Raw genomic sequence first — 7,537 nt, 5'->3', positions numbered from 1 at the left:
TGAGGATCAGCGTGCAATAGGCACCCCCTTCGTGGGGTGATCGGCGTGCAAAAAGGACCCCTTCATCCCGGGGATTTAGTCGGCCGACTGGTTTTGATCAGTTGGCGAGAACGGGATGTTGATCGTGGAGACAGTGGTTCGGATTCGGCGTGAGCATGCAGCGGGTAAGGCGATCAAGGCGATCGCTCGTGACCTTCGTTTGTCGCGGAAGGTCGTCCGCAAAGCGATCCGGTCGCCGGAGGCGGCGTTCAACTATCAGCGCAAAGTCCAGCCGCTGCCGCGGATCGGTCCTTATCAGGATCGTCTCGATGCGCTGCTTGAGGAGAACGAAGGTCGCGGCCGCCGCGATCGGCTACGGATGACGCGTATCCATGACCTGCTGGTGCGCGAGGGGTTCGATGGATCCTATGATGCGGTGCGCCGCTATGCGGCGCGCTGGCGTGCTGCGCGGCGGAAGGATGCTGGCGAAGGCGCACCGGCGTTCATCCCGATGACCTTCCAGCCGGGTGAGGCCTACCAGTTCGACTGGAGCCACGAGGATGTGGAGATCGCCGGCAAGCCGATGCGGGTGAAGGTGGCGCATATGCGTCTCTGCGACTCGCGCGCACCCTATGTCCGGGCCTATCCGCGCGAGGGCCAGGAGATGCTGTTCGATGCCCATGCCCGGGCGTTCGCGTTCTTCGGCGGTGTGCCGCGACGCGGTATCTACGATAATATGAAGACGGCGGTGACGGCCGTGTTCACCGGCAAGGAGCGTGTGTTCAACCGCCGCTTCCTGATCATGACCGATCATTACATGGTCGAGCCGACCGCCTGCTCGCCGGCGGCGGGATGGGAGAAGGGCCAGGTCGAGCAGCAGGTCCAGACAATCCGAGGCCGCTTCTTCCAGCCGCGGCTCCGGTTCGCCAGCCTGGCCGAGCTCAACGGGTGGCTGGAGGCCGAGTGCCGGCGCTGGGCCGAGCATCATGCCCATCCCGAACGCGGGGATATTACCGTCGCCGAGGCGCTGGATATGGAGCGACCGGCCCTGCAGCCGATCCTGGCACCGTTCGACGGCTTCCATGAGAGCGAGCATGCCGTCACCGGCACCTGCCTCATCAGCTTCGATCGCAACCGCTACTCGGTCATGTCGACGGCCGCACGCCGGACCGTTCAGGTGCGCTCCTATGCCGATCGCATCGTCATACGCTGCGGCGATGCGATCGTCGGGGAGCATGAGCGCCACTTCGGTCGGAACCGCACGATATACGATCCCTGGCATTATCTGCCGGTCCTCGCGCACAAGCCCGGCGCGCTGCGTAACGGCGCACCGTTCCAGGACTGGGATCTGCCGCCCGCCCTGCACCGATTACGGCGAAGGCTCGGCACCGGGGACGAGGCCGATCGCAGGTTCGTGCGGGTCCTCTCGGCGGTGCTCACCGATGGCCTGGAGCCGGTAGAGGCTGCCGTGCGCGAAGCGTTGGCGAACGGAACGGCCAGCGACGAGCTGATCCTCAACATCCTCTCCCGGCGCCGCGAGCCGGCGACACCCCACAGCATCGTCACTTCGGAAGACCGGATGCTGCAGCATCCTCCGCTCGCCGACTGTGCCCGCTATGATCTGCTGCGAGGCTATGATGCAGCGGCATGATATGATCGACACGATGCGCGGCCTCGGACTCAAGGGCATGGCGGCGGCGTTCGACGAGGCGGTCACCACCGGCCTCCAGCGCAAGCGCACCACCATGGAGATACTGACCGACCTGCTCCGTGCTGAGGCGACCCACCGGGATGCAGCCTCCATCCGCTATCGGATGACGGCTGCGAGGCTGCCCGTGGTGAAGGACCTGGAGCGGTTCAGCTTCGAGGGCACACCGATCAATGAGGAGATGATCCGCTCCCTTCACGATGGCTCCTTCCTCCCGCCTCGCCGCAATATCGTGCTGGTCGGCGGCACGGGGACAGGCAAGACCCACCTCGCCATCGCGATCACCGCCAATGTCGTGCGAAGGGGCGCTCGCGCCCGCTACTTCAACACCGTCGATCTGGTGACACGCCTCGAAGAGGAGACCCGGATCGGCAAAGGCGGGACCCTGGCGGCGCAGCTGTCGCGGCTCGACCTGATCGTTCTCGACGAGCTCGGTTATCTGCCGTTCGCCCGCTCGGGAGGGCAGTTGCTGTTCCACCTCATCAGCAAGCTTTATGAGCGGACCAGCGTCATCATCACCACGAACCTCGCCTTCGGCGAATGGCCGACCGTGTTCGGCGATCCCAAGATGACCACGGCGCTGCTCGACCGCGTCACCCACCACTGCGATATCGTCGAGACGGGCAACGACAGCTGGCGCTTCAAAAACCGCAGCTGACAGCCACCTTCGGCGCCTTCAAAAATCTATCTTGCGCTGCGCGCGCCTCCGGTCGGGCTACGCCCGCCCTCCGCCGCACGCAGCGCAAGGCCATCTTCAACAAACCAGCATCATATTATCTGAAAAGGGGGTCCCTCTTCGACGCCGATCGGGGGTCCCTTTTGAACGCCGTTTGACAATCTAACCCAGAAATTCCCTCAGGTCGTGGGCGTGAATTTGGCGCGCAATTACGGTCATCAAATTGCGCTCAGCGCCGGTCTCCAGATTTGCCGGGGTGAGACGGTGATGGTCATGGACGCAGATCTGCAAGACCCTCCCGAGTTGCTGCCTGCCTTGCTCGCCAAGATGGAAGAGGGTTACGACGTCGTCTACGGGCAGCGCCTGAGACGCGCTGGCGAAACGATGTTCAAAAGAGTGTCCGCGAATCTCTTCTATCGGCTGCTCGATCGAATGGTCGACGTATCTGTGCCACGCGATACGGGCGATTTTCGTGTCATGAGCCGACGCGTCGTGGACCATCTGAACTCCATGCCGGAACGATATCGCTTTGTCCGCGGCATGGTTAGCTGGATAGGTTTCCGGCAGGCTGCGCTACCTTATGAACGGGAAGCGCGCTTCGCTGGGAAGAGCCACTATCCCCTCCGAAAAATGGTTTCGTTCGCGCTGGACGCGATAACGAGTTTCTCGACGTTGCCGCTGCGCATAGCGGCGCATCTTGGGCTGGTTGCCGGCCTTTTGGGCATACTCGTGCTTGGATGGGTCGTGATATCATATGCCAGGGGCGACACGCTAACTGGATGGGCCAGCATCGCCAGCATAGTCTTGATCCTTGGCAGCATTCAGTTGCTGATGCTGGGAATATTCGGCGAATATCTCGGCCGAATGTATATGGAATCCAAACACCGGCCGCTGTTCATCGTACAGGAGGTACGGGCGAAACCAACCGCAACGGCGGACAGGAGCCCGGTACATCAGATGACTGCAAAGATCGAGCGAGCCATGCATGGCTGAGGCAGAGTTCGATCTGGTCGCAGCGGATTATGCCGCACAGCATACCCGTTCCATCCGTCTCAGCGGGGAAGAGGTCGGCTATTTCGCGGAGTATAAAATCGCCGATGTGCTTCGCGTGGTCCAGCGGTGCGGACACACGGTTGGCCGGATCCTGGATTTCGGCGCTGGCATCGGCAATTCGCTGAAGCCCATGCGGCAAGCCTTTCCGAACGCTCATATCAGCTGCCTCGATGTCTCGGAACGTTCGCTGGACTTATGCCGTGAAAAATTGTCGGAGCAGGTCAGCTTTCATGTTTATGATGGCCAGCATATGCCCGCCGCCATGGGGTCGTTCGACCTCATCTTCACCGCCTGCGTCTTCCACCACATCCCCGAAGATCTTCATGTGCAATTGCTGGGGCAAATCCGCCGGCATCTGTCTCCCGGTGGAGTGTTCACACTTTTCGAGCATAATCCCTGGAACCCTCTCACCCGCCACGCAGTCGCCAATTGCCCGTTCGATGAAAATGCGGTGCTGATTAGCGCGCCCGAGATGAAAAGGCGGCTGGTGAAGGCCGGCTTCGATCGCGTGCGCATGAATTACAGGATATTCTTCCCAGGTGCTCTGGCGGCACTGCGGCCGTTGGAGCGTTCATTGACGTGGTTGCCCTTCGGCGCGCAATATTCGCTGATGGCGTCATGAGCGCGACCACCCAGTTATGACAATCCTCAAATTTAGTCTTGTAGGGCTGCTCAACACAGCTTTCGGCTTTTCGATAATCTTGTTCGCCTTGGCCCTCGGACTTGGCGACTATGCGGCGAATGCGTTGGGCTACGGCCTGGGCCTCATCCTCTCATACGTAGCAAACCGCTATTGGACCTTCGCCGTGCGCGAACCGATGTCAGCCGCCGAACTGGCGCGATTCGGAGCCGCGGCCGCCCTTGCCTATGCCGCAAACCTCCTGGTCGTCAGCATCTTCCGCATGGCGGGGTGGATCGACCAGCCCGTTGTGCATCTGGTCGGGATAACGCTCTACTCCGCGTTATTCTATGTCCTTTCACGCCTGCTGGTGTTTGGTGACGACGCGATCGGTCGCTGGAAGCGAGGTGTCGGCGTTGCCACGCGCCGCCTGCCGGAGATCGCATTGTGCGCAGCAGCCATACTCACGCTGATCCTGCTACGCGACATTCCGATCACCCATGATGTGGTCTGGCAATTCTGGATCGCCCGCCAGATGATCAATGGCGCGGTGCTGTACCGGGACATAGTGGAAATCAATCCACCCCTCTGGTTCTGGTCGGCCGTGCCTATTCATCATGTGGCGCAGTGGCTGCACATTCCGCCACTGCGGCTGCTGGTGACTGCGGTTATCGGAGTTGGCGCGACGTCGGCACTGCTCGTAACGCATCTAGCAAACTTTTCATCGCCGATAGCCCGATTGGCAACTATGTTGCTTGCCTTATGGTTAATGGTGATCGCGCCGCTTTACGACTTCGGGCAGCGCGAACATCTCGCGCTGATCTGCGCGCTGCCCTATGCCGCCTTGATCGCTCGCCGGTCAGTGGGAAGTGCGGTTCCAGCCGCCTTGGCGCTTCTGATAGGAATGGCCGCAGCCTATGGCTTTGCGCTGAAGCACTATTTTGCCCTTATTCCGATCATGCTGGAGGCTTGGCTAATCCTCCGCGTTCGCCGAAAATGGCGCGCCGTTCGTCCAGAAACAGTTACATTAGCGGTCGCGGCACTACTTTACGGAATTGCCGTTCCCGTCTTCGCGCCTGCCTTCTTCACCCATGCTGTGCCGATGGTCCAGACGGCTTATCATGGTTATGAGGCCTCGTGGGACATGATGCTGATGCGGCCATGGTTCGTGATCTGGGTTTCGGTTATTGCCTTTTTTCTTACTTATGGCGGCGCGTTCGGCAAGACCGCCAAGCCGCTGGTCTCCACCTTGCTGATCGTCGCGATCGGATTTGCCGTTGCCTATTTTGTGCAGCAAAAGGGATGGCTCTACCATAGTGTGCCGATTACGGGCGCCGCCGCGCTTGCGATGGGAGTGCGGTTAACGATGGCGGGCATGCGACGCATGATACCGATCACGTTAGGACTGGCGATGCTGGCGCTGCCTATATTGTTGCCGTTCGCAACAGGCCCATATCTCAATTTCTTTCGCGCCGAAATCGATCCGGTTCTTGCGAACCTACCGAAGGGTAGCCCGGTCTTTATCGCGGCAGCAGATCCTATGTGGGGATGGCCGACCATCGAGGATCACGGCCTTAGCTGGCCGTCACGCTTCTATGCCTACTGGATGATCCCGGCGATCGCTCATGCAGAGGTAATCGGCCCCAATCCGCCCCAATTGCAGGCGATGGCAGAGCAGGTGCGGACCGAAGCCGCGATAGAGATACGCTGTTCTTCGCCGAGGCTGATTCTATTCGAGCGACGCCGTAACTACACCTATCAGCCCGCGTCGTTCGACGTGCGGGCGTTCTTCCTGCGCAACAGGGCCATCCGCTCTTATCTGGCCCTGCATTATCGCGAAGTGCGCCCCAGCCCTTCCCTTCACGTCTATCGTCGAATCACCGCTCCCGATCCCGCACCTCACATATCCCAATGCCCGAAATTCGTTCACGCAGCCTCATGATCCCTTCCCTGAACATTGATCCGGCACTGCCCCAAGATCGCTTGCAATCCTCCATTCAGCTAATGGAGCGCCATGCCGGGCTGCTCGTGACGATCACGACTGCTCTGCTATGCCTGCCATTTACACGCTCGGTTTGGTTATTGGCAGATGAAGGAATATGGCTTCACGCTGCTCAGCGGATGATTGACGGGCAGATTTTGTATCGGGATTTTTTCGAGTTTCACCCGCCGCTCGGCTTTCTCATTACGGCTGGCTGGTTGACTCTTTTTGGGCAGAGCTTGCTGGCAGCACGGTTGCTCATGGTGTTGGTGATCGCACTCATCGCGGGGCTTGGATATAGCTGCTGCCGGATGGTATCGAACCGGCCTGCTCTGTCCGCTACGTTGGTACTGGCTTGGTCGGTTTCGGTTCCAGGGCCCTGGATGCAGGTTAATCACCATTGGTTCACCAGCCTGTTTTCCATGCTAACCCTTTGGGCAGTCCTACGCGCCGAGGGGAAGCCTACTCGTTTGAGTATGGCGGGGCTAGCTGCGTGTGCGGCCGCGTTGGTAACGACGCATCGTGGCGGGATGATCGCGTTGGCCGGGCTGCTATCGATATTGTCGATGCGCTCCGTGAGATCGCTGACCATCTACATTTTCAGCGGCATGACACTCGCGTCGTTAGCGCTGGCCTATCTTTGGTCCCAGGGAACGATCATGGCCGCCTTCGATCAGGTCATCCTCTATGCTCTGAACCATTATTCGAACATTCAGGCCCTGCCCTACGGCGCTTTCATGGACCTGCAGATGATGTTTGGGGTGCTAAGCTTCCCGCTCGCCGCCGCACTGTTGCTGCTTCTGATCTGGCGAAAGGGGCCTAACTGCATATGTCAGCAACCCTGGCCCACTCTCATATTGTTTGCTGCCGCAGGGCTTGTCGGATGTTTTCCTCGACCCGACGCGGTGCACATCGCATTTTGCGCGGTACTGGTTCTCCCACTTTTAGCTGGGACTCTGGCACAGTTGCTATCGGCCGGAGAAATCAGACCGTTGTGGCGAACTCTCGGTCTTGTCACGATCTTCGTGCCGCTGCCACCCTTGGCCATCGCAGCAGTACGCAGCACCAACGCACCCAGAGTGGAAACACAGGCAGGCCTGTATGGCGTTGTGGCGGGGGGCGGGATTCTTCCCCTGCTGAAACATTTGCAGACACTCCCACCTGGCGACCATATATTTTTCTATCCCGCCGATCCCATGTTGCCTTTCCTGACAGGGCGTCGTCACCCCGCCCGCCTAGACATGCTGTTGCCGCAATATTCAACTCCGGCACAATATAAGGAGACATGCCGTCAACTAATGCAGGAAGCACAATGGGTCGTGTCGCATGTCGAAATCACTCGGCCGGATTTTTATAGTGCCGTGTTCCCCGCGATGACCAACCCTCTTCCGCCAGAAAAAATGGCGTTCGAGGCCAGCCTCGACGCTGCCTTCGTGCATGTTGGTACCTATGACGGATTTCAGCTCATGCGAAGGGCGGCGGCCGATGTCGCGCTATGCGACGAAATCATCCGCTAAGCTG

The 7,537-nt window shown here is 59.9% G+C and carries 6 protein-coding genes; all 6 read left to right on the top strand.

All coding sequences use genetic code 11. The features are described 5' to 3' along the window. Positions 1–115: 115 nt before the first annotated feature. The gene (istA, locus tag L288_RS34110; RefSeq protein ID WP_021238707.1) at positions 116–1,630 is read left to right on the top strand and encodes an IS21 family transposase; all 1,515 of its coding nucleotides are present in this window, start codon (positions 116–118) and stop codon (positions 1,628–1,630) included. Continuing rightward, positions 1,617–2,345, top strand: coding sequence for an IS21-like element helper ATPase IstB (istB, locus tag L288_RS34105; RefSeq protein WP_031304487.1), 729 nt, complete (start codon positions 1,617–1,619; stop codon positions 2,343–2,345). Before istA ends, istB begins: the two co-directional genes overlap by 14 nt. Before the next feature lie 216 nt (positions 2,346–2,561). Continuing rightward, positions 2,562–3,356, top strand: a complete 795-nt coding sequence (locus L288_RS34100) for a glycosyltransferase (protein ID WP_236613030.1) — start codon at positions 2,562–2,564, stop codon at positions 3,354–3,356. Positions 3,357–3,462: 106 nt separating this feature from the next. After that, on the top strand, positions 3,463–4,038 hold the full coding sequence (locus L288_RS34095; RefSeq protein WP_236613029.1) for a class I SAM-dependent methyltransferase: 576 nt from the start codon (positions 3,463–3,465) through the stop codon (positions 4,036–4,038). A 16-nt stretch (positions 4,039–4,054) separates the two neighbouring features. After that, on the top strand, positions 4,055–5,977 hold the full coding sequence (locus tag L288_RS34090) for a GtrA family protein (protein WP_021238703.1): 1,923 nt from the start codon (positions 4,055–4,057) through the stop codon (positions 5,975–5,977). Beyond that, positions 5,974–7,533, top strand: a complete 1,560-nt coding sequence (locus L288_RS34085; protein WP_161625658.1) for a glycosyltransferase family 39 protein — start codon at positions 5,974–5,976, stop codon at positions 7,531–7,533. Before L288_RS34090 ends, L288_RS34085 begins: the two co-directional genes overlap by 4 nt. Positions 7,534–7,537 lie beyond the last annotated feature (4 nt).

It is taken from the genome of Sphingobium quisquiliarum P25 (assembly GCF_000445065.1).
Classification (GTDB): Bacteria; Pseudomonadota; Alphaproteobacteria; order Sphingomonadales; family Sphingomonadaceae; genus Sphingobium; species Sphingobium quisquiliarum.
This window is presented reverse-complemented; position numbering and strand designations above follow the sequence as displayed.

Coding starts and splice junctions, on each gene's coding strand:
- istA (WP_021238707.1), top strand. CDS start 116: ATGTTGATCGTGGAGACAGTGGTTCGGATTCGGCGTGAGCATGCAGCG.
- istB (WP_031304487.1), top strand. CDS start 1,617: ATGCAGCGGCATGATATGATCGACACGATGCGCGGCCTCGGACTCAAG.
- L288_RS34090 (WP_021238703.1), top strand. CDS start 4,055: ATGACAATCCTCAAATTTAGTCTTGTAGGGCTGCTCAACACAGCTTTC.
- L288_RS34085 (WP_161625658.1), top strand. CDS start 5,974: ATGATCCCTTCCCTGAACATTGATCCGGCACTGCCCCAAGATCGCTTG.